Raw genomic sequence first — 19,829 nt, 5'->3', positions numbered from 1 at the left:
AACAGGTGGCAGGTGCAGCAGTCCAAATTGCGAAAAGCCGGCAACGGAGTTTCATCACAAAAATGGCTATGCGAAGACCAAATCTCACGACAATCTCATAGCGCTGTGCAAGCTTCATCATAAGATTACACATGCGGGAATATATCGCGAGCCTACAAAAACAGACCTTCTTTATTTGGAACACAGGAAACTGGCACTTACGAAATTTTGACTTTTTAGCCCACAAAATTCTCCATAGTGTTCACGTGAACACTTTTGGAGGTGAGAAAATAAGTTGTGGGGAAATCAAGGGTTGTGGGGTGATCGAGGATGATAAAACGAGTGAAGGAGAAGTTGATTTGGCATCAAGCGTTACAGATATTGATATTAGTGATATAAACGGCTTTCTTACATTGGGGCGCAATAAATTTGTTGAGTTAAAAACAAATTATTTTACTGATTTGCGAGTCTCTTTTAATTCTGCACGGTGATGTTTTGCTTCGAGGATTTTTTCTTTGGCTTTCTTTGAACGACGTTGTTTTTGCTTTTTAAGTTTATGTATCTTTTTTGCTTTTTCAGATTGTTCACCCTTGATTTGAAATTCGATTTTGTCGATTAAGAGCTTGTATGCGGAGATTCTATTTTTTGATTGTTCGCGATGTAGATGGCAGCGGACTTCAGTACCCGTTGGTCTATGGCGTAGTAGCACGCAACTTGCAGTTTTATTTATCTTTTGACCACCGGCTCCGCTGCCGAGCACAAAAGATTCCTCAATATCCTCCGGTTTGATATTGAGTTGTTTGGCTTTTTCTAAATGTTTCTCTGTGAGTTCTACGGGGAATTTCATATATTAGAGTTATTGAGTTACGCCGATAGCTCTGAGTTTTTGATTGAGCTCTGAAGCGAGTGGGAGGTTTCCTGTTGTTACGGCAATGTTATATAAGGTCATCATGGAAGCTTTGTGACTTGGGTCGATTTGAAGTGCTTTTTGGCATTCAATTCCTGCGAGGGGAAGTTGTTTGTTTAGGTAGTACGCGAGGCAGAGGCTGAATTGAGTATCGACGTTCTCTTGGTTGAGTGAGGTTGCGACTTTGAGTTCGTTGATAGCCTCGGGATAATTGTCGGCGCGTAAGTATGCGGTTCCGATTTGGTGATGAACTCTGCCTGGATTTTCTGTGTACTTGAGTTCGTGTTTGAAAAATGTAATTGCGTCATGCCAGTCGCGGTTGCGGATTATGGTGCGTGTTCCGAAGAGTACGGCGACGAGGAGAAGTACGGTGATTGCAATTTTTTGATTGTGTGAATTTAAATTATTTAGAGCGGCAGCGAGCATGATAAGTAGCCCGATAATAGGGAGGTATAGCCAATGTTCGAAATACATTGAATTTGTAAGAATAATTCCTGAGACAGGAATCAAAGCGCAGAGGAACCATAGGCCAGCGAGCATGAAAAATCTTTTGTTTTTGAATGAACGATAAGAGCCGATTAAAATAGTGCCAAGGATTGCGAGGCCGGCCAAACCTTGTGGTTTTAGCAAAGTTGTAAATACAGTCTGCTCCTTATCAATATATAAATGGAGTGGATAGACGAGTAGTTTTACATATTGAATTAAGATGCTTGTAAATGTGATTAACCTTACATATACATGTTCTGTGTATGGGTTTTTTTCATGAGTTAAAGCGAGGTCCTTGTTAAAATTTAAAATTGTGAATTTTGCAATTATGAAAATGAGAGTCATGGCTCCGAGTAGGGCGAGCGATTTTTTGCGGAAGTTTTTTTCTCTCGCACCGTAGTTTTGCCAATTGAAAATATCGATCAAAATCGCGAGCGGAAATAAGACTACTACCGATTCCTTGGTGAGAAGTGCAAGTACGAAAAACCCACCTGTTTTTATGAGTTGAGTTGGTTTTTTGTCAGATATTTCTGCGTAAGAATTGAGGGCGAGCAGTACAAATAATGTACTGAGTACGTCTGGGAGTCCTGAGATATAGCTCACTGATTCGGCTTGCACAGGGTGGACGATAAATATGAGCGCTGCGAGCAGGCACCATATTTTTTCGATAGAAAATTTATCCAGTAATTTATAAACTAGATATCCATTTATAGAATGCAAAATTATGTTTGTAATATGATGCATAGCCGGGCTCAGTCCAAACAAGCTGTATATTAATGTATATACCGCGCTTGGAAGCGGTCTCCATAAATTGCCGAGCTCGCGCCCGGCCCCTGATGTAGAGCTTGAAGTAAACCAGTCTACGAAGTGCGCAAACGATTTCGTGAATTCATTTTCAACTATCAAAAGTAAATCATCGTATAAGAACTCACCACCCATCGCATTCCCAAATACAATCAAGGCTAACCCTAAAATAAACAAATATGCATACAGGTCTTTCGACACGATTTTATTTAAAAAATTCATCTTTAATTTTTATATCGAGGTTACTTTAGCATGAATTTTTAGAATTAGAATCCGATTTTCCTTTGTTATCTTGGATACATTCTTATAAGATTCACAGTGCTTAAAATACTTTAAATTTATAATTTTTGAATATGAAAAACTTTAGTTACAAAAAGCTTTTGTCTTTGTCCCTTATCTTGATCTCAAGTTTGTTTTTGCTTATTTCATGCGGTGGTACAGCGAGTAATGTATTGCCAACGAATGAAGATGGTTACAGTCTTGAAGATTTGGCACCGTACAACTCTAGCGTTGTTATTTCTTATGGTGCTTATGACCAAGTGCAAAAAGATAATTTCAAAACTTTGTTGGAGAAATTTGAGCTTCAGCCGTTGTTGGATAAATATTTGGCTACTATGAATGAAATCCTTGCTGAAAGTGACCTTACTTTTGAAGATGACCTTAAGCCTATGCTTGGTGAGGACTATAGAGCGATCGTTGCCATGGATTTAAATAAACAAACTTCTGAGCCGACTGAAGAATCAGATGTAACTATAGAGCTTTACGAAGCAAATTATAGCGGAGAAATGTTTATAGCTTTCATTGTCGCGGACGTAAAAAAAGCAGAAGATTTTATAAACGCTTTATCGAAAAGCGAAGGAATGATTCTTGGTGACAATCAGGGCTATCTAACAGTGACCGATACTCAGGCCGGAACTCAGATAATTTTGATCGATAATTTTTTAGTAATGACTACGACAGATGATGCTGTTGAGAATGCACTTTCCCGTTACGCCGGAGATATGGATGCACTTTCTGACAATCAAAATTATTTGAAAACATTTGGAGAGTTTAGTGAACCTCAGTTGATATATGCTTATTTCGATCTTGGAGGTATGGATGTTGGTGGCGCTTCGGATGGCGCATTATCTATGAATCCATTTAAACTTGTTGATTATCAAATGTATGGAGTTAGCGCAAAAGAAGATGGATTTGATTTGAAAGGATTCGCCTCTTTTGATAAAGATGAAATGAAAAAATATGGCGCGGATCTGAGTATGTTTTCAGGACCCGGTGCTTATATGACGGACTATTTCAATGCCAATGATTTGATTGCTTATACAGAGTCTTATGACCTTGCAAATAGCCTTAGAAACAACCCTACGCTTAGTGATCCATCTATTAGTGAAGGATTTAGATCTTTGTTTGGTTCTGATTTAGAGGCCGGGCTTTTCTCATGGATGGATAAGGGGTTTGCATTTGTATTACAAAAAGGGGATTGGTTAATCCCAGGTATTACCTTGGCATTTGATGCGAGTTCGAACTCTCAGGCGGCTCGTGATTTTTACCTTAAACTTGATACACAATTATCCGGTTACATAACTCTTTCCCAAGAACAGCTCGGAGCTGCTATGCAAAAAGCCGCATATGGAGATCTTAGTGTGATTTCAATTGATCTTGCAGCTTTTGACGATGGTAGTTTTGCAGAGCAATTCCCAGGGGTAACGCCTCCATCAATTGATTTTACTTACGGTCTAACAGAGGACGATTTATTTATTCTTAGTATCCAAAAAGGTCTCTACGAAAACTACGGAGACGATGTGATATCTGACAATACGCGATATGACGAAGCTATTAAAACCATAGGAGATGCTGACGGAGGGGTTATATATTTTGATTTTTCACTTTTGACAGATTACTTTGGTGAATTTGCTGAGGTTGTATTGAAATCTCAACTAAGTCAGCAAGAGTTTATGAACAGTATTACTGAAATGTCAGAAGAAGAATCAAAAGCTGCCTTAGAAGCTACTGAATCTGACTACCGTAGTGCCATTGCCGAAGTCGTAAATGTACTTAAAAAATTAGATTACTTTGTACTTGGAAGCGAAATCACCTCTAAAAATAACATGAGAACAGCAGGTTATTTAAAGGTGAAGTAGGTGATGTTAAGTTATTGAATTTGGCTCTTGATGATTTAAGTCTCAAACGTTACACTTATCCCCGCTTTTTGAGAAAACAATAAGGCATGCACCTGTAGCTCAACTGGATAGAGCATCGGTCTTCGGAACCGAGGGTTGGGGGTTCGAATCCCTCCAGGTGCACCACAAAAATTCTAGGGATATGGTGTCAATGGTAGCACGCCGGTCTCCAAAACCGTTAGTGAGGGTTCGAATCCTTCTATCCCTGCCAGATTATTTTAGTTCGTATGTGATGTTGATCGTGATAGCGTATTCGTTTTGGCCTGTTTGAATTTCCGGGGCAGCCATGTCCATGCTGTCATCTACTCCTTTCATCGACATAGTTTCGTAATAAACCGGTCTGTCATTTTGCATGTATTCGTTGTAGCTGGTTATGTTCCCAAGTCTTACGTCTAGTTTATCTGCTAGAATTTCAGCTTTTTTGTTAGCATCAGCTATGGCTTTTTCACGAGCCTCATCTTTTATAGTTGTCATATCATCTATTGTGAAGCTTGGCCCTGAGATTGAATTAGCTCCGCCTTGCCCTGCGGCTTCCAAGACTTTTGAAAGTTGATCCATTTTCCTAATTTTTATTTCGAGTCTTTGTGAAACCATCCAACCGAGTGAGTCATATTTTCGCACTTCAGGGTTGTATTCTTGGTTTTCATAAACATTGTAAGAAGTTGTCTTGATATCCTCCTCGGCAACTCCAAGTTTTTTTAAACTTGCTATTAGGGCGTTGTTTTTTTCTGAATTTTCTTTTTGTGCCGTCGCTACCTCTTTACCTTTTGTGTCTATTCCTACAGTAATCGTTGCTATATCAGGAAATGCCATGACTTTACCCGTTCCCTCGATTGAAATTTGTCTTTCAAAGGTTTCCGGAGTTCCAACGTATCGTATTTCTTTGTAGACTTTTACCGTTTGTACTGCGAAAAATGCGATTATAAAAACAATCAGTACAGAAATCGGAATCGCAAGTGGCTTGGTTTGGTCGAATTTAGGCAACATAGGTTAAAAGGGTTAATTATAAGTGCTTATCATTATTACAGTACATCTTCTTGGGTAAAATTACATTATTTTGAGTTTGTATGAGTGGTCAGGGGGGCGGATTTGTGCTACAATGTCTTTGATGATAAATATTTTTCAAAAAGTTGCTGAATTTATATCTCCGAGAAGCTTTTCTCATGAGTTTCGTCAGAAGAAAAAAACTGCTGCAATTCTTATTGCAGAAAGTAGGGATAGTGCGGACTATTATGTTATGTTAGTGGTTGCTATATTGATAATTACATTTGGTCTTATTGAAAATAACACGGCGATTATTATTGGAGGTATGCTTGTATCCCCAGTGCTATACCCTATCCTTGCGCTTGGGCTTGGGGCGGCCGCAGGCCGCCTAGATCTTTTCTTACGTTCTTTGAGAATATTGATAGCTTCCACTATATTGATACTTGCCATATCTTCGGCGGTTTCTTATGTTTTTGCCCCTGATGCATATATGAATTATGAAATTGAGACGAGCCTTTCATATTCAGTTATTTCTGTGTTGGTTGCGTTTTTCGCCGGCTTTGCCGGCGCCTATGCATGGGCCAGTGAAACGCTTCATGTGAATTTGGCCGGTATCGCAATAGCCGTAGCTTTGCTTCCGCCACTCTGTGTCACCGGTATACAACTGGCTCATAATAATATGGAAGCGGTACAAAAATCATTCACACTTTTTAGTATCAATGTCGGTGGTATATTTTTCGCATCATTTTTGATTTTTTTCTTTTTTAATTATCGTGAGGTAAAAGGCATTGTTGAAAAAACAGTCAAGGATGAAGTTGAGGAAAATGAGTAGTAATTTTAGTAATCTTTGTCCGGAGGTATATTGTAATAGGTGAAAATAAATTCAGCTATATTTTTGAATACCGGAGCTGATACGACGGCTCCCCAAGGAGATGTTTTTGGGTGATCCATTTTGATTAGAATTATGAATTGAGGATCGTCTATAGGTGCAAATCCTGCAAACGTACCGATTGTAGTTCCGATACCTTTGAGCGCTTTTCCAAATTTATATGTCTGTGATGTTCCGGATTTGCCGGCCACGTAGTGGCCGCGCACCTGCGCAAGTGGGTATCCTTTTTCAACAGTTGTAACCATCATCGATGTGATGGTTTTTGCTGATTCTTCGGAAATTACTCGTTCAACTTTTTTTGGCTCGATTTGTTTTACTTCGCCCGTGGCAGGATTTATAGTTTTATCCATTATATGAGGATGCATTAGAACCCCACCATTTGCCAATGCACCAACACCTGTAATTACTTGCAGTGGAGTTGCAGAAATACCCTGGCCGAAACCATGCGTGGCAAGTTCGGAATCAGCCCAGTCCTTGTAATATTCAACCCTTCCATCTTCTTCATCTCTAAATTCTATATCTGTTCTTTTGCCGAAGCCGAATTTTTTAATATAGTTATAAAACAAGCTTCGTCCTAATTTTTGAGCGACCCATGCCATACCGGTATTGTCAGAGTGAACTAATACTTCAGTCATTGTTGATACGCCATAATAGTGGTCATCGAATGTATGAATTTCAAACTCATCTACTTTTAACGGCCCATAACTTGTAAAGGTTGTATTTGGAGTGACTTCGCCCGCATCTATAGCTGATGCCATTGCAATTGCCTTGAAAACCGATCCCGGTTCGTAAATTTCTTGTACCAATTTGTTTTTGTAAACTTCCGGGCCAACTCGATTTGCATAAGTATAATAAATACCCGGAGTATCCGGATTCTCGAAAATCTGTATTCTTTCATCGGGGTCTTTCCTTATATATAAATATTTTTTTTGATTCTCGCCTTCACCTATAACATATAAATTATCCGCTTGATCCTTTGTGAGTTCTATTTCTTTTTTCTCAAATGCTTTTCCGTATTCGTTAGGATTGAAAGTAGGATATTGTGCCATCGCAAGTATAGCACCGGTTTTTGGATCCATTACAATCGCTTGCCCAGAGTCCGCTTGAGCATTTTTCACGCCTTCTTCCAGTGCTTTCTCAACTTCAAGTTGTATAGCTCGATCTATTGTTAAATAAATATCCATGCCGTCCTCTGCCGGCTTGATTACACTTTCTCCAACTGTAATCTGACTTCCAGTGCCATCTTTTTGAGATGTGAAATATCCTTTTATTCCCTCAAGCATATCTTGAAATCCGCCCTCTATTCCATATTGGCCGATATTTGCAGAGTTCACGTATCCTAGCACTTGCGCCGCAAGTTGGCCCTCCGGGTAGTATCGGTAGTACTCCTCTTGAAGTCGAATACCTATGAAATTCTCAGGATCTTCTTTTTTTAATGCGTTAACCATGTCTGATTGATCCGGGAGAAGTTTTTTCTTCAAAACCGTATATCGGTTTTTTCCGTATAGGAGTCTCTCCAAAATATCTTTGTCAAAACCTGTTAATGGCGCTAGTTGCTTTGCCGTTTTCGCTTTGTCTCCTATTTGAGTAGGGTATGCGTACAGGTCTCCACTTTCTGTTATTTCAACCCCACTTAAACGTAGGTTCATTATTTTTTCTTTAAGTTCCGGGTCGACTTTTTGGATCAAAAGAATTTGTGTACGCACTTTTTCGCTGAGTTTCACCGTTAGTTCATGTTTGAATTGGTTGAATAGTTCTTCATCTGTTTTTGGAGCAACGCCTTGAGTGCTTTCAATGGGTTTGATTTCTTCGACGCCCTCTTCAGTCTCAGGATTTTTTTCCGGTGGAAGAAGTTCTTTTAAGACCATCTTTTTTGCTTTTCTTATTCTTTCTTCGTCAATTCTTCTCTCTCCCTCTAAGTCAAAAAGTATTGGAGCAAGTTTTTCCGCTATATACGCTGAATCCTGTACCAATGAAGGGTCTGCATATATAAGGTCAAGAGTTGTATTGGTTGCAAGCTTGAACTCTTCTCCGGAATGATATTCAGTTATGTAAATTTCCCCACGTCTGGCCGGAAGCTCCGCATAACCTTGGTGCTCTCTTTGTGCAATTTTGAAATAATAATCATATTGCACTATTTGCAGCCAAAATACTTTTAGCATGACCATAACAAAAAGCACTGCAAATAATCCCATTAAGACTTGTATTCTATTCAGTTTCAATTTTAATCGTAGCTTTTTTGCCATATGTGTTGTGTTGCTTTTTTAGCAGCGGAACTATACCATAGTCGCTGCTTGAAAAAATACAAATTAATATCGGAAAATGCTAAATAAGACAACTTTAGAGAATGGATTACGCATCGTTACTAAGAAACTTGAGGGTACAAATGCAGTTACCGTGTTAATATTTGTAGCAGCCGGCTCACGATTTGAAACCAAGGAGAACAATGGAATCGCTCATTTTCTTGAACATATGTTTTTCAAGGGTGGAGTTCGGTACAAAAACACAAAGGAAGTATCCGGAACTATAGATGGAATCGGAGGGGATTTTAATGCGTTTACCGGCAAAGAGTATGTTGGATATTATGTTAAAGTTGCGAAAGAGAAGATGGATACAGCGATCGATGTTTTATCTGACATGATGATGAATGCGACTTTTGACCCTACTGAAATCGACAAAGAGCGCGGTGTAATTTTGGAAGAATTAAACATGTATCAAGATACTCCAATGTATCAAGTTGGTTGGAATTTTGAACAGCTTTTATTTGGAGATCAGCCACTTGGTTGGGATCAAATAGGTACAAAAGAATTGATTCGAACAGTGATGCAGGATGATTTTAGGAAATATCAAAAGGATCTTTATACTCCTGAGAATGTTGTAATCACTGTTGCCGGCAATGTTGAGCACGATGAAATAGTTGCAAAGATTAAGGCTATGTTTCCATTTGCAGATGGTAAGAGGGCGTATGACTCACTACCAATTGAGTCACTTGAAAGTCCGGAGAAGGTTCATGTTGTTAATAAAAAAACTGAGCAAGCTCATATTGTTTGTGGATTCGAAGCTTATGACAATGATCATAAAGATAAATTTGCTGAGAAGTTGCTTGCAGTGATTCTTGGTGGAAATATGAGTTCACGTATGTTCTTGAATGTACGTGAGCAGAAGGGGCTTTCTTATTATATACAAACTTCTACTGATTTTTATAAGGATACCGGAGCTATATCTACTCGTGCAGGTGTTGATATTAATCGTATTAAGCTTGCGGTAGAAGCAATTATTGAAGAATATAAAAATATTACTTTGGAAGATGTGCCGGAGATCGAGTTACAAAAAGCTAAGGATTATCTCAAAGGTAAGATGACGCTCAAATTGGAAGACACAGAAGAGTATGCGTACTTTGTTACGGAGCAGGAGCTACTTAAAAATGAAATCAAAACTCTTGAAGAAATTTTCGCAGAAGTGGACAAGGTGACTGTCGCTGATATAAGGAGAGTGTCCATGGATTTATTCAAAGAGGAAAAACTGCGTTTGGCGTTAATTGGGCCATGTGAAAATCCAAAAGAATATGAAGATGCTTTGAAATTTTAATAAATATTTAACTGAAAATATATGCAACCGGAAAAAACACTTATACTTATTAAGCCGGACGGAATTCAGAGAGGTTTGGTTGGCGAGATACTTGCTAGATTTGAACGAAAAGGTCTTAAGTTAATTGGTATGAAAATGATGTCACTGGATGAAGCTGTTTTGCGTGAGCACTATGCTCATATCGCAGATAAGCCATTTTTCCCGGGAGTATCTAAATTTATGATGAGCTCGCCGGTAGTTGCACTTTGTTTAGAAGGACTTGAATGCGTTGAAGCTGTACGACTTATAACCGGTATTACCAAAGCTCGGGCAGCTGAAGCCGGATCGATTCGTGGAGATTTTGCAATGAGTCAATCTTGTAATGTTATTCATGCCTCTGACACCCCTGAAAATGCTGAAAAAGAAGTAGCAAGATTTTTTAAAAAAGATGAGCTGTTTGCATATGATAAAAGCGAATTTGCCCATGTTTATAACGAAGAAGAACTTGAAACTATGGGTGATGTTTAATTGCCATGTATGCATATTCAAAAGTTAGAATTTTTTGTTAATCCACATAAGCTTTATGCGTATTTGAACGATGGAAAGCGTAAGGGTAAAATTGTCATGTTGCAGGATGCGACAGAAAAAGGTTATACAATTCTTGCATATGGAGATGAGGTTTTTAGTGAAAAAATTCAAGAGCCAAATAGAGATAAATTGAGAAAAGTTTGTGAAGACTTGAGTGGTAAGCTGGCCTTGCAGTATGAGCGGTTAAATGAATATTTGAAGGATTTTCAGTTTATTGATGAGATCTCTTGCTCCCCCTTTTTATATGGACTGATAGGTTTTTTTTCTTATGACGCCGGACTTGGTTTTGAAAATATAGTTTCGAAATGTACAGATGATCAAAATTATCCGAGTTATTATTTTATAGTTCCAAAAGAGGTTGTGATATTGGATCATGTTAATAAATGCATGTGGATTGTTTTTGCTTCAGAACTTGATTTGGAGGATGAAGATTTTTTTGAGAATTTAAGAAATATACATTTCAAAGAATCTGAAAAAGCATGTGAAAATGAGATGGCTATGTCTTCGAATTTAACAAAGGGTGAATATGTTGAGAAGCTTTTGAAAGTTAAAGAATATTTGGAAAAGGGTGAAACATACCAGGTGAATTTTTCACAGAGATTTTGTTTCGATAGCCACAAATCTCCATGGGAAATATATAAGTCAGTAACGGAAATAAATCCCACTAAGTATCAAGTGTTTTTGAATGGCTATACTGAAGATTCAGGTGGTTTTTCTGTGGTTAGTAATTCCCCGGAAAGACTTTTTAAAATATCTTACGTAGACAATAAGCGAAAAATAGAAACACGGCCGATCAAGGGGACTTCCGGTATACGGGGAGGTGAGACGGCGGCTGAATTGAAGTTGATTGGAGACTGTTTGGTTCAGTCTGATAAAGATCGTGCTGAGCTTGAGATGATCGTGGATATGTCGAGAAACGATCTCGGCCGAGTTTGTGAGTTTGGCACTGTACAAGTTGATGAGCATCGCATTGTTGAAAGATATTCTCATTTACTTCATACGGCCTCGAATATTTCCGGAATATTAAAAAGCAATGTCAAATTATACGATGTTATGCGAGCGATATTTCCAGGGGCATCTATAACCGGTTGTCCTAAAAAAAGAACGATGGAAATAATTGATGAGCTTGAAGATTTTTCGCGTGGGGTTTATTGCGGGTCTTTTGGATATTTTGACTGTCGCGGGATGGCAGATTTTAACATAATGATTCGTACACTTTTCGCGAAAAATCGTGGGGAATTATTTAAATACGTTATGCATTCCGGAGGGGGAATTGTTATGGATTCCATTCCGGAGCTTGAATTTAATGAGACTTTTGATAAGGTGAATGCGTTTTTGGAGGTAATAAACATGAAATAACCCGGTCAAAATGATAGTTTTTTTTAATGGTAAGTTTGTGGATGAAAATGAGGTAAGTATTTCGATGAATGATGGTGGTTTCCTTATGGGGCATGGTGTTTATGAGGCTCTTCGAACCTTTGGCGGTAAACTTAGGTTTGTTGATGAGCATATAGATAGGCTTTTCGCTTCAGCGGAAAGCATGGGGCTACCGCTCCCATATTCAAAAAATGAACTCGCCGATATCACTCAAGAGTTGGTGGCGAAACGTTATGAGGAAATAGGGTCAAACGATAAAGAGTTGCGTATTCGCTATCAAATCACTTCAGGATTAGATAGTGTTCGCTACGGTGGAATTAAAAATTGTACATTTATTATCACTGCATTTGAACTGGATAAATTTACTATGAAATCAGTGAAGGTTGTTACTCTTGATATCGAGAGGGTGAGTCCAAAAGTGAAAACGACAGCAATGATTACTAACATTTTGTGCAAGAAATTTGCATATGAAAATGGCGCATATGAATCCTTGATGATAAATCACAATGGGCTTGTTACGGAGGGTACTTTTTCAAATATCTTTCTTATTAAAGATGGGGTTTTGAAAACACCTAAAGATGATATTTTGAAAGGAATAACCAGAAGTGAAATTTTAAAATTGGCGAAAGATTTTATGTCTATTGAAGAGTGTGAAATCTCAAAAGATGAACTTTATTTAGCTGATGAAATTTTCCTTTCAAGCTCAACCGTTGGACTGTTGCCGGTGACGCATGTTGATGAGAGGATGGTTGGTGATGGAGAGATTGGTGAATCCACTTTAGAATTAAAAAAAGCCTATAATGATTTTGTTTCAAAATAAAGTGCGATTAATGGGGGTTTTAAATGTTACTCCGGATAGTCTTTTTGGTGGAATATTAAATGATGCTCAGGATGGGAATTATAAATTAAGAATAGAGAAGGTTGCGAGACAAATGATAGTAGACGGCGCGCAAATTATAGATGTTGGTGGGGAGAGCACCGGGCCCGGAAGTAGTGATATTTCTTCTGATGAAGAGTGGGGACGGATTGAGCCTGTACTTAAAGTTTTGAAAAAAATACGAGAGGAGGGCCTAGAATTTGAAATATCTATAGATACTTATAAGTCAGATGTTCTTGAAAAAGCTTTGAAATATGGCGCTGATATTTTGAATGATGTTACGGCACTTCGCGGCGATATTAATATGTTAAAACTTGTTGCTGATTCCGGAGTGAAAGTTTGCATCATGTACTCAGTCCTTCCTTTGAGTGCAGGTGGGAACATTGTTCGCACAAACAATGAAGAAGTCCAATATGAAGATGTAATTGAAACAATTGCCGGTTTTTGGGAGGAGCGAATTGATTATCTAAAATCAAACGGAATCTCTTTTGAAAGAATTATTCTCGATCCTGGTATGGGGGCATTTGTTTCCGGGGACGCGAAATATAGTTTTGAAATTCTTGATCGATTGGGGGAGCTCAAAGATATGTTTGCGGATTTTCCAATTTTGGTTGGAGCTTCGCGCAAAGGATTTACAGGCCTTGTATTTGATGAAAATAGAAACGTTGTAAAAAAACTTCCAGTTGGTGAGCGTTTGAATGGGTCTTTGGCTGCTGCAAAAACCGCAATTAAAAATGGCGCTGATATAATTCGTGTTCATGATGTCGCAGAGACATTTGCGATTTTATAAAAACATGGGTATATTCAAAAAGAATTAATTTTAACTAAATTTTTATGAAAAAGTTTTCTATCGTCCCAATCGTTTTACTTTCATTTTTGTTGGTCGCATGTGGTGGCTCAGCGACTTCTAACTCGAATGCCGTACCTGTGAAAGGTGATCATGTAACTATAAATAGTTTGAATTATCCAGTCTACGCCGGATCTATGGTAGAGAATAAATTGGGGGTGGATTTTTATACAAGTGAAGATAGTGCTGAAGATGTTTTTGCTTGGTATGATGAGAAGATGAAGGCGGAAGGTTGGACGGTTACGCTGGATGCGAGTAACGGAAAAACCGGGCAAATGACTTATCAAAAAGGGGATCCGAACGACCTTACAAGTCTTGAATTTGTATCGGTAAATATTTATCAAGATGGTGATAAAGCATCTGTAAATATCACGCCACTTCCAAATAGATACAGAAAATAATTTGTTTTTTATTTTGATCTTATGAAGGAGCTGGAACTCAAATTTTTGGAGGTAGATCGTGAAGATTTGGTTAAGCGTTTGATTGGGGCAGGGGCGGTTTTGAAAGTTGATGATATTTTAAAAACTGTTTATTTTGACACGCCTGATCAAAAAATTATGCGCTCCGGTGACTTGCTTCGAGTGCGAACTTTTGGTGAGAAAATTGAATTATGTTGGAAGGACAATATGCGACTTGAGGATGGTTGCAAAGTTTATGATGAGACTGAAGTGCATGTTTCTGATTTTGAGAATACTGTGAAAATTCTGCAAAGCCTAGGGTATGTGCAGGCGATTTATTTTGAGAAAAAACGTACTGAATATATACTCGCTGATGGTTCGAAATTTGAGATTGATGAGCTTCCGGGCGTTCCTGTTTTCGTTGAAATCGAAGCTGAAAATGCAGCTCGTATTTCAGAGCTTGCTCGTGAATTTAATTTGGAAAAATACGAGACTTCTCACCTAACCGGTGAAGAGCTTATAAAGCAAAAATATGGAATTGAGTTAAATGGTCTTAAATTTTAAATTTAGAGTTTAATCCAATATATCAATTTTGGTTCGCATTCATCCGTGACCTTTTTGGTAAATTCGCCTCCATTTTTTTCTATAACTTTTTGTGAAGGGATATTTGATTCGTCGCATCCTATCATTACTTTTTTAAGTCCAATTTTTCTTGCCTCGATCAACGCTAGCCCAAGTATTTTTGTCCCATAACCTTTGCGCCTTTCTGATGGGCGAATGTAGTATCCTATGTGGCCACCAAATTTTTTTAAATAATCATTTAGTTCATGACGGATATTTGTATGACCTTTAAACTCATTATTGTCGATTAGCCAAAATGTTGTCGATGCGACACTGCCTACCGTTAAGCTTTGCCCATTTTCATTAGCTTCTGTTAGTTTTATATAGCTATCTAAATCAATAGGCTCTTCTATCCAATTCCAAAAACCTTTGCGGTTTTCATTTCTAAATTCAGCCATAGCTTCTTGCCAGCTTTTTTCATATTTTTTCGTTGGCTTGACTAACCTCATATTTTTATATTGAAAATGATTTTTTACATATTACCATTGGTAACATGTTTATAGAAATGTTAAGATTCCAGCGTTTTGATTTTGTAAATTTACAAAAATGTCTAAGTTTAAATTTTGTCCGATGTGTGGTGGAGATATGGCGTTTAAGATGCCGGAGTTCGATCATATTGAGAGGAATACGTGCAGGAAGTGTGCGTATATTGATTATAATAATTCGAAGCCTGCGGCTTCGGCGTTGATTTTGAATGATGAAGGGAAGGTTTTACTTGTGAAGCGTGCTTGGCATCCATATTTGGGATTGTGGGATGTGCCCGGTGGATTTGTAGAAGGAGGTGAGCATCCGGAGGATGGTTGCCGACGGGAAGCCTTGGAGGAGCTCGGTGTAAATATAGAGATTGATGGTCTTTTTGATATTCAAATGGACGTGTATAGTGACGGCAATGAAGAATCTGCTGCTCAAGTTTCAGGGTATGGTGTGCATGTCATGAGTATTTATTATAAAGCGCATATTGTTTCCGGTGAACTTACCCCTACAGATGAAATTGCCGGTTATGAATGGTTTTCTCTTGAAGAAGTATATGGTATGATTTCGCAAGTCGCATTTAAGGCGAATCAAAAAGTTCTTAGAAAATTAATTACTTAACTCACTTACTATGGCATTTACAGTTTCTCAGCACCTGTCCCAATCTTTTGAAATGGGTAAAAAAACGATCCCTGTTTATCTCAAACTGACACTTATGTTTCTTGCTTATTTAGCAGGGGGGCTTCTTTTAATGCTTGTTGGAACGATACTTCCACATCCAACTGTTTTTATGTTTATTTTTACGCTTTTGGTTTTTGCTATGATAATTTATTTGGTCGTTGTTAACGTTCAATATAAAGTTGCCTTGATAAAGGCACTCGAGCCTGTGGATAAGGGGGTTGCTGATGCATATAAAATTTGGAAAGATTCAAAGGGGAATTTCTGGAAAAAGACAGTACTTACTTTTGTTTTTATGGCTGCGGTTTTACTAGGTGGCATATTAATAGTGCCGGGCGTTCTGTTCTTGGTATGGTTTAGTTTTTGTTTCTTTGCAGCGTTCTTGCGTGATAAAAAGATTTTCGAATCTATGAAATATAGTAAGCAAGTGGCGAAAGGGCATTTTTGGATGATAGTTGGTAGGGCTTTTGTCGTCATGGTAATTGTAGTGATTTTGTTTTTACCTGCGCAGATTTTTCAAGCTAAGTTAGAGCCTAACGTAAAACAGACTTTGAGCAATATTGAGCCTGACGTAGAAGGATTGCGAGGGCATGACGAACAGATTCAGCTTACCGAGCAGCAATTCAAAGGTGTTTTTGCAGGCTCAGGGCTTGCTATTGTCGCTTATCTTTTTTATGTGTTTGTGATGGGATTCTTGGTGATGTGTTTTATTTACCCTTATTGGTATTTGCTTTTTAAGGAGTTAGAGACTGCGAATAAAGTTAAATAATTATGGTTCTACTTGAATCTGAAATGGTTGCACTTGGGAGTGGTGCTCACGATTTTTCCTTAATGGGAATTGATGAGGTGGAGCACCCTCTTAGTGATTGGGCCGATAAAGAAGTTTTGGTCATGGTTTTTATGTGTAATCATTGCCCTTATGTGCAGGCGGTTTGGGATAGATTAAATAAGCTTCAGAGTCGTTTTGAGGGTAGAGGCGTTCAGTTGATTGGGGTAAATCCGAATGCAGCGAATCCGAATTATCCTGATGATAGTTTTGAAGAAATGAAGAAAGCGCCGAAGCTTTTTGGCATGAATTTCCCTTATTTGATAGACGAAGATCAGAGTGTTTCTAGAGCTTATCGAGCCGTTTGTACTCCTGACATTTTTGTTTATGATAAAGAGAGGAAATTAGTTTATCGTGGAAGAATTGATGATAATTGGCAGGACGCAGGGGCTGCTCAAAGCAATGAATTGGCTGATTCCTTGGAGGCAATATTAAGTGGCGAGGAGGTATCAAATGAGCAAAAGCCGGCAATGGGTTGTAGTATTAAGTGGACATCGACATGGTAAATACTTGTTATTTGTGCTATAATTGTTAAGCTTTTATTGTATGTAAAAATCGTTTATATTAAGTTCGCACTTAAAGTTACAATATGGAAAACGCAAATTATTATCATCCGCTAAGACTTGTTTCTACAGGGGCGCACCCCGAACTAGCTAAAGCGATTGCTGAGCATTTGAATGTTCCGTTGGTTCCTACTGATGATCGCGTTTTTGCATGTGGAGAAATTTATAATAAACCGCTTGAGACTGTGCGTGGATGTGATGTTTTTGTTATAACAACTGCAACTTCAAATGTGAATCATGATATGATGGAGCTCTTTATTTTGCTGGATGCATTGAAGAGATCTTTTGCCTATACAATTCATGTGGTTATGCCTCATTTTGGATATGCGAGGCAGGATCGCGTGGCTTCGCCACGCGAGCCTATTACGGCAAAGCTTATGGCAAACCTTATAGAGACTGCCGGAGCTGACCATGTAGTTACATTGAATTTACATTCAGATCAAATTCAAGGATTTTTTAATTTTCCCGTAGATAATTTGTCTTCTGAAAAGATTTTTATTGAATATTTTAAAGAAAAAAATCTTAAAGATTTGGTTATAGTTTCTCCTGATGCCGGTGGAGCCAAGGCTGCGAAAAAGTTTGCAGATAAACTTGGAGCTGAGCTTGCGATAGTTCATAAACATAGGCCGGAGCATAACAAATCTGAAGTTATGGGGGTAGTTGGAAACGTAAGTGGAAGAACATGCGTATTGTATGATGATATGATTGATACAGCCGGCTCAGTAACTGCTGCAAAAGCAGCCCTCGATGCCGCCGGTGCAAATCCTGACGTATACTTGATCGCTACTCATCCTGTATTTTCCGGCCCTGCAATAGAGAGGCTTTTTTGGGCGGGGTTCAAAGAAGTCACCGTTACGGATTCTATTCCTCTTACAAAAGAAAAACATTTTGATTCTTTGACAGTTCTTTCCATCGCACCTTTGCTTGCTGATATTATAGAGAGTGTACATGACGCAAAATCTTTGACTGATATTATGAAGACGGGTTAATTTTATATATTACTTAACTATTAGAATAATGCATATTTATCTTGGAGCGGATCACGCCGGTTATGAAATGAAAGAAGCCCTTCAGGCTTGGCTTAAAGAAACAACTGATCATTCGGTAATCGACCTTGGAACTTTTAGTACTGATCCGGTTGATTACCCGGTTATTGGTCGTGAAGTTGCAGAGAAGGTTTTTGAAAATGAAGGTTCTCGTGGAATTCTAGTATGCGGTTCAGGTGAAGGTATGTGCATGGCTGCAAACAAAATGCGTAATGTTAGGGCGGCACTTGCCGATACTCCAGAGAGAGCAAAAGCTTCTCGTGAACATAACGATGCAAATATAGTATGTCTTGGTTCACGTTTTACCGACCTTGAGACTGCCAAAAAAATTGTTGAAACATTTTTGACTACAGAATTTTCAACCGAAGAAAGGCACCAAAAAAGAGTTGATATGATAGATGGAAATGTAGGTATTGAGACGTAGGGATTCTAAATGTTGATCTTTTTATGCAGCTATATCTTTTGACTCTACTGGGCCAAGTATGTTAACTACTCCTTGCTTTACTGCGTCATTTAGTTTCAGATTGCTAAGGTTTGAACCTGGATTGTGGGTTTGTATTGCTGCAAATAAACTGGCGGCTTGGAGTAATTTACCCTTGTTTGCTTTAGGGTATATTTTTGATAGTGCTATAAATGCACCTGTGAATGTGTCTCCGCAGCCAGTCGACAAGACGTTCTCAGATGGCACATCTATTCCAATTGAACGTAGAAAATCCACGTTAAAAATTCTTGACGTTGGGCTTGTCATAGAGACAGCGCCGGCCCGACCTGGTTCAGTCGTGTAGTTAAGTATTTTCCCCGGACCACTTGTGATTGTAAAATCTTTTATACCCAAACGAACTAACATAAATGTGACCTCTGTAAGTCTATTATTCTCACCAATTAATTGTTCAGCTATTTTTATTTTAGCGGCATCCTCATCATGGCTTTCTATGTCATTTGATCTTAAATGATCATGAAAGCCTTTTACTTCATTAAGATTTAATAATATGCTTACTCTGCCAGCATCCAATAAGTGCTTCGGTAGATACGCCGCACCTTCTGCTATTTTGCTTAAGTGCACACTACCAGGTTGGAAATAAAGTGTTGCTGATGGATTTTGTTTTAAATACATCTCCATTTTCCTCCAAAATAAAGGCGAATTTATACAAGAAGAAAGTAAGAAATCCCCATTACTCATGGGCATGAGTACTCCTTCTCGTTTTAAAAATTGTAGATCCGTATCCATTCTGCCGGTAAAATCAGGTCGGCTACCTACATATATTTCTTTTTCTTGATGTACGATATTTACTCTACTTGGCATAGCGCATCTCTCCTGCTTTGAAGACAATGTGTTGATTATTGGAATACGTACCAGGTCTCGCATCAAATCATGCATTAAATTAGATAATGGGCCATATATTGAAATATTTTTTTGGCCTGTCATTGATCGAGTAACTTCATCTATAGCTATCCCCGTATTAACTGCGTTACCACCTAAGTGTAAATTACTCCTTCCAGTTTCAATTTCTTTAGACTCCGCCCCTGAGTCAACATTGAGTATCACTCTATCACCACCTTCGGTTAAAGCTTTTATTGCTATCTGTAAGCCATGCTTCTCACCACTGCTCGCTCGTTTAAAACCTTCCTCCACCATATCTCGCCCCGGGCCTTCAATTGCATACCTTGAAATATCAAGAACAGCACCGTTACCGGCTGTTAAAGCTGAGATTTTATTTCGATCAAATACGTTCATGTGAAATAT

General features: G+C 38.4%; 22 protein-coding genes and 2 tRNA genes. 18 read left to right on the top strand and 6 right to left on the bottom strand.

What is annotated here, in order from left to right; all coding sequences use genetic code 11:
- Together Q8P68_04230 and Q8P68_04225 are read left to right on the top strand one after the other, a co-directional pair.
- On the top strand, positions 1 to 211 hold a 211-nt coding region (locus Q8P68_04230; GenBank protein ID MDP4008371.1), incomplete at its 5' end, for a hypothetical protein.
- Between the two features lie 34 nt (positions 212 to 245).
- The gene (locus Q8P68_04225) at positions 246 to 470 is read left to right on the top strand and encodes a hypothetical protein (protein ID MDP4008370.1); all 225 of its coding nucleotides are present in this window, start codon (positions 246 to 248) and stop codon (positions 468 to 470) included.
- Here Q8P68_04225 and Q8P68_04220 read toward each other — a convergent pair.
- Positions 428 to 826, bottom strand: a complete 399-nt coding sequence (locus Q8P68_04220; GenBank protein MDP4008369.1) for a peptide chain release factor-like protein — start codon at positions 824 to 826, stop codon at positions 428 to 430. The genes Q8P68_04225 and Q8P68_04220 overlap by 43 nt on opposite strands.
- Positions 827 to 835: 9 nt before the next feature.
- Complete coding sequence (locus Q8P68_04215; protein MDP4008368.1) at positions 836 to 2,398, bottom strand: glycosyltransferase family 39 protein; 1,563 nt, start codon at positions 2,396 to 2,398, stop codon at positions 836 to 838.
- Between the two features lie 131 nt (positions 2,399 to 2,529).
- On the opposite strand from Q8P68_04215, the gene Q8P68_04210 reads away from it, so the two are divergent.
- From Q8P68_04210 to Q8P68_04200, 3 genes are all read left to right on the top strand, one after another.
- Entirely contained in the window at positions 2,530 to 4,314 is a 1,785-nt protein-coding gene (locus tag Q8P68_04210) for a DUF3352 domain-containing protein (protein MDP4008367.1), read from the top strand.
- Positions 4,315 to 4,402: 88 nt separating this feature from the next.
- A tRNA-Arg gene (locus Q8P68_04205) sits at positions 4,403 to 4,479 on the top strand.
- Positions 4,480 to 4,489: 10 nt separating this feature from the next.
- Positions 4,490 to 4,564, top strand: a tRNA-Trp gene (locus Q8P68_04200).
- A 2-nt stretch (positions 4,565 to 4,566) separates the two neighbouring features.
- Here Q8P68_04200 and Q8P68_04195 read toward each other — a convergent pair.
- Positions 4,567 to 5,340, bottom strand: coding sequence for an SIMPL domain-containing protein (locus tag Q8P68_04195; GenBank protein ID MDP4008366.1), 774 nt, complete (start codon positions 5,338 to 5,340; stop codon positions 4,567 to 4,569).
- Between the two features lie 121 nt (positions 5,341 to 5,461).
- On the opposite strand from Q8P68_04195, the gene Q8P68_04190 reads away from it, so the two are divergent.
- Positions 5,462 to 6,169: a TIGR00341 family protein gene (locus tag Q8P68_04190; protein ID MDP4008365.1), complete on the top strand. Its 708-nt coding sequence runs from the start codon at positions 5,462 to 5,464 to the stop codon at positions 6,167 to 6,169.
- 5 nt (positions 6,170 to 6,174) lie between these two features.
- On the opposite strand, the gene Q8P68_04185 is transcribed toward Q8P68_04190, so the two are convergent.
- The gene (locus tag Q8P68_04185) at positions 6,175 to 8,472 is read right to left on the bottom strand and encodes a penicillin-binding protein 2 (GenBank protein MDP4008364.1); all 2,298 of its coding nucleotides are present in this window, start codon (positions 8,470 to 8,472) and stop codon (positions 6,175 to 6,177) included.
- 76 nt (positions 8,473 to 8,548) lie between these two features.
- On the opposite strand from Q8P68_04185, the gene Q8P68_04180 reads away from it, so the two are divergent.
- The 7 genes from Q8P68_04180 to Q8P68_04150 are packed head-to-tail and all read left to right on the top strand — an operon-like array spanning position 8,549 to position 14,444.
- Entirely contained in the window at positions 8,549 to 9,814 is a 1,266-nt protein-coding gene (locus Q8P68_04180) for a pitrilysin family protein (GenBank protein ID MDP4008363.1), read from the top strand.
- 21 nt (positions 9,815 to 9,835) lie between these two features.
- A complete protein-coding gene (gene ndk / locus Q8P68_04175) occupies positions 9,836 to 10,321 on the top strand; it encodes a nucleoside-diphosphate kinase (protein ID MDP4008362.1) in 486 nt (161 codons plus the stop codon).
- A gap of 9 nt (positions 10,322 to 10,330) precedes the next feature.
- Positions 10,331 to 11,740: an anthranilate synthase component I family protein gene (locus Q8P68_04170; GenBank protein MDP4008361.1), complete on the top strand. Its 1,410-nt coding sequence runs from the start codon at positions 10,331 to 10,333 to the stop codon at positions 11,738 to 11,740.
- 10 nt (positions 11,741 to 11,750) lie between these two features.
- Positions 11,751 to 12,578, top strand: coding sequence for an aminotransferase class IV (locus Q8P68_04165; GenBank protein MDP4008360.1), 828 nt, complete (start codon positions 11,751 to 11,753; stop codon positions 12,576 to 12,578).
- 10 nt (positions 12,579 to 12,588) lie between these two features.
- Positions 12,589 to 13,425: a dihydropteroate synthase gene (gene folP, locus Q8P68_04160; GenBank protein MDP4008359.1), complete on the top strand. Its 837-nt coding sequence runs from the start codon at positions 12,589 to 12,591 to the stop codon at positions 13,423 to 13,425.
- Between the two features lie 44 nt (positions 13,426 to 13,469).
- The gene (locus tag Q8P68_04155; GenBank protein ID MDP4008358.1) at positions 13,470 to 13,883 is read left to right on the top strand and encodes a hypothetical protein; all 414 of its coding nucleotides are present in this window, start codon (positions 13,470 to 13,472) and stop codon (positions 13,881 to 13,883) included.
- Positions 13,884 to 13,904: 21 nt separating this feature from the next.
- Positions 13,905 to 14,444 carry a class IV adenylate cyclase gene (locus Q8P68_04150; protein ID MDP4008357.1) on the top strand — a complete coding sequence of 180 codons (540 nt, stop codon included), beginning with the start codon at positions 13,905 to 13,907 and terminating at the stop codon, positions 14,442 to 14,444.
- Positions 14,445 to 14,446: 2 nt separating this feature from the next.
- Here Q8P68_04150 and Q8P68_04145 read toward each other — a convergent pair whose 3' ends face one another.
- Positions 14,447 to 14,950, bottom strand: a complete 504-nt coding sequence (locus Q8P68_04145) for a GNAT family N-acetyltransferase (GenBank protein MDP4008356.1) — start codon at positions 14,948 to 14,950, stop codon at positions 14,447 to 14,449.
- A 97-nt stretch (positions 14,951 to 15,047) separates the two neighbouring features.
- Between Q8P68_04145 and Q8P68_04140 the strand changes: the two genes are divergently transcribed.
- From Q8P68_04140 to rpiB, 5 genes are all read left to right on the top strand, one after another.
- Entirely contained in the window at positions 15,048 to 15,593 is a 546-nt protein-coding gene (locus Q8P68_04140) for an NUDIX domain-containing protein (protein MDP4008355.1), read from the top strand.
- 10 nt (positions 15,594 to 15,603) lie between these two features.
- On the top strand, positions 15,604 to 16,419 hold the full coding sequence (locus tag Q8P68_04135; GenBank protein MDP4008354.1) for a hypothetical protein: 816 nt from the start codon (positions 15,604 to 15,606) through the stop codon (positions 16,417 to 16,419).
- Between the two features lie 2 nt (positions 16,420 to 16,421).
- Positions 16,422 to 16,982 (top strand): thioredoxin family protein, encoded by a 561-nt coding sequence (locus tag Q8P68_04130; GenBank protein MDP4008353.1) that lies wholly within the window; start codon positions 16,422 to 16,424, stop codon positions 16,980 to 16,982.
- 83 nt (positions 16,983 to 17,065) lie between these two features.
- On the top strand, positions 17,066 to 18,028 hold the full coding sequence (locus Q8P68_04125; protein ID MDP4008352.1) for a ribose-phosphate diphosphokinase: 963 nt from the start codon (positions 17,066 to 17,068) through the stop codon (positions 18,026 to 18,028).
- Positions 18,029 to 18,056: 28 nt separating this feature from the next.
- Positions 18,057 to 18,509, top strand: coding sequence for a ribose 5-phosphate isomerase B (gene rpiB, locus Q8P68_04120; protein ID MDP4008351.1), 453 nt, complete (start codon positions 18,057 to 18,059; stop codon positions 18,507 to 18,509).
- A 21-nt stretch (positions 18,510 to 18,530) separates the two neighbouring features.
- Here rpiB and Q8P68_04115 read toward each other — a convergent pair whose 3' ends face one another.
- Entirely contained in the window at positions 18,531 to 19,820 is a 1,290-nt protein-coding gene (locus Q8P68_04115; GenBank protein ID MDP4008350.1) for a hypothetical protein, read from the bottom strand.
- Positions 19,821 to 19,829 lie beyond the last annotated feature (9 nt).

The sequence above is a fragment of the Candidatus Peregrinibacteria bacterium genome (assembly GCA_030700255.1).
Classification (GTDB): domain Bacteria; phylum Patescibacteriota; class Gracilibacteria; order UBA1369; family JABINC01; genus JABINC01.
The sequence above is the reverse complement of the archived record's forward strand: the minus strand, read 5'-3'. Positions and strand labels throughout refer to the sequence as shown.